Annotated in this window: 2 protein-coding genes; both read left to right on the top strand. The window is 67.2% G+C overall.

Annotation, left to right across the window (positions count from 1 at the left end):
• Window positions 1-44 precede the first annotated feature (44 nt).
• Window positions 45-1,532 (top strand): IS21 family transposase, encoded by a 1,488-nt coding sequence (gene istA / locus PYV00_RS24005; RefSeq protein WP_037487497.1) that lies wholly within the window; start codon window positions 45-47, stop codon window positions 1,530-1,532.
• A gap of 17 nt (window positions 1,533-1,549) precedes the next feature.
• Entirely contained in the window at window positions 1,550-2,389 is an 840-nt protein-coding gene (gene istB / locus PYV00_RS24010) for an IS21-like element helper ATPase IstB (RefSeq protein WP_037487499.1), read from the top strand.
• Window positions 2,390-2,452 lie beyond the last annotated feature (63 nt).

The following is a 2,452-nucleotide window of genomic DNA, read 5'->3' on the forward strand; positions in this document are numbered from 1 at the left end:
ATCCGGCCATTGGTTAGGCTGAACCTTTTTGAGGTCGGCCAAGGATGTTTGCCGTGGAGAGCTACGCCGCTGTTCGGCGCTTTGTGTTTATCGAGGGTCACAGCCAGCGCGAGGCGGCGCGGGTCTTCGGGCTGAGCCGGGAGACGGTGGGGAAGATGTGCCGGTTCTCGCTACCGCCGGGCTACACGCGGACCAAGCCCGTGGAGAAGCCGAAGCTGGGTCCTCTGCTACCGGTGATCGACGCGATCCTGGCGGCGGATGGGACCGCGCCGGTGAAGCAGCGGCATACCGCCAAGCGGATCTTCGAGCGGCTCCGCGACGAGCATGGCTTTGCAGGCGGCTACACGGTGGTGAAGGATTATGTCCGGATCAGCCGAGCCCGCGGGCGCGAGACGTTCGTGCCACTGGCCCACCCACCGGGCCATGCGCAGGTCGATTTTGGCGAAGCGGTCGGGGTGATCGGCGGGGTGCGGCAGAAGATCCACTTCTTCTGTATCGACCTGCCGCAGTCGGACGCCTGCTTCGTGAAGGCGTTCCCGCGCGAGACCACCGAGGCATTCCTCGACGGGCACGTGTCGGCGTTCGCCTTCTTCGGCGGAGTGCCGCTATCGATCCTGTACGACAACACCAAGATCGCGGTGGCGAAGATCTGCGGCGACGGGAAGCGCGAGCGGACGCGGGCCTTCACCGAACTGGTCAGCCATTACCTGTTCCGAGACCGCTTCGGCCGTCCGGGCAAGGGCAACGACAAAGGCAAGGTCGAGGGACTGGTGAAGTTTGCCCGGCGCTGCTTCATGACGCCGGTCCCTGACGCGGCGAGCTTCGATGCCTTCAACGCCGAACTGGAGCATCGCTGCCGCGCGCGCCAGGCCGAGCGTGCCGGCCGGCACACCGCGACCATCGGTGAGCGCCTGGTGGCCGATCTGGCAGCGCTGCGCCCATTGCCGGCGGTGCCGCTGGAACCGTGCGAGAAGCGGGCAGCGCGTGTCTCCTCGACGGCGCTGGTGCGCTACCGGACCAACGACTACTCGGTGCCGACGGCCTATGGGTTCCAGGACGTCGTGGTGAAGGGCTTCGTCGATGAGGTCGTGATCCTGTGCGGTGGGCAGGAGATCGCCCGGCATCCCCGCTGCTACGCCGAAGGTGCGTTCATCGCCGAGCCGCTCCACTATCTCGCCCTCATCGAGACCAAGCCGGGGGCGCTCGACCAGGCGGCTGCGTTGCAGGGCTGGCGCCTGCCTGAGGTGTTCCAGCATCTGCGGCATCTGTTGGAGGCCAGGATGGGCAATCGCGGCAAGCGCGAGTTCATCCAGGTCCTGCGGCTGCTGGAGGCCTTGCCGCTCGATATCGTCACCGCTGCGGTGACCCAGGCGATCCAGATCGGCGCGCCCGGCTTCGACGCAGTCAAGCTGATCGCGCTGGCGCGCATCGAGCGGCGGCCCGCCCGGCTCGATCTGGCGGCCTATCCGCATCTGCCCAGAACCGCGGTGAAGACGACGTCGGCGGCCGACTATGCGGTGCTGGCGGCATGACCCGGGCTGATGACCCGATGCCCACGGGCACGATGAGCACGGCGCCGCAGGTGCTGCTCGCCCATCACCTCAAGCAGCTGAAGCTGCCGACGGTGCTGCGCGAGTATGACAAGGTCGCCCGCGAGTGCGCCCGCGATGGTGTCGATCACCCGCGCTACCTGCTCCGGCTGATCGAACTGGAGCTGATCGACCGCGAACGGCGCACGGTCGAGCGACGCATCCGGGCCGCCCGGTTCCCGGCGGTGAAGAGCTTCGACACGTTCGACTTCGCCGCCATCCCCAGCCTCAACAAGCCGCTGGTGCTCGAGCTGGCCCGCTGCGAGTACATCCTGCGCCGCGAGAACGTCATCGCACTTGGCAACAGCGGCACCGGCAAGACCCATGCCGCGCTCGCGCTGGGCCTGGCGGCCTGCCAGAAGGGGTTCACGGTCGCGTTCACCACCGCCGCCGCACTGGTCAACCAACTCATGGAGGCGCGCGACGAGCGCCGGCTGCTCAAGCTCCAGCGCGAGCTTGCCGCGGTCAAGCTGCTGATCGTCGATGAGCTGGGCTATGTGCCGCTGACGGCGACCGGCGCCGAACTGCTGTTCGAGGTCTTCTCGCAGCGCTACGAGCGCGGCTCGACCATCGTCACGTCCAACCTGCCCTTCGAGGACTGGACACAGGTCCTGGGCTCCGAACGGCTCACCGGCGCGCTGCTCGACCGGCTGACCCACCACGTCAGTATTCTGACCATGAACGGCGACAGCTACCGGCTGAAGCAGTCCGCCGGCCGCCGCCGATCCGCCGCCAGGGCGGAGCAATACCCGGCCAGCGACACCATCGACCCGGACACCGGCCAGATCACCACCACCTGATCGGCAAAGACAACAATGATATGAAGAGGGCCCCGATCGGGGCCCTCTTCATATCATCATCCC

The sequence above is a fragment of the Novosphingobium album (ex Liu et al. 2023) genome, assembly GCF_029076845.1.
Lineage (GTDB): Bacteria > Pseudomonadota > Alphaproteobacteria > Sphingomonadales > Sphingomonadaceae > Novosphingobium.

Coding starts and splice junctions, on each gene's coding strand:
- istA (WP_037487497.1), top strand. CDS start 45: ATGTTTGCCGTGGAGAGCTACGCCGCTGTTCGGCGCTTTGTGTTTATC.
- istB (WP_037487499.1), top strand. CDS start 1,550: ATGCCCACGGGCACGATGAGCACGGCGCCGCAGGTGCTGCTCGCCCAT.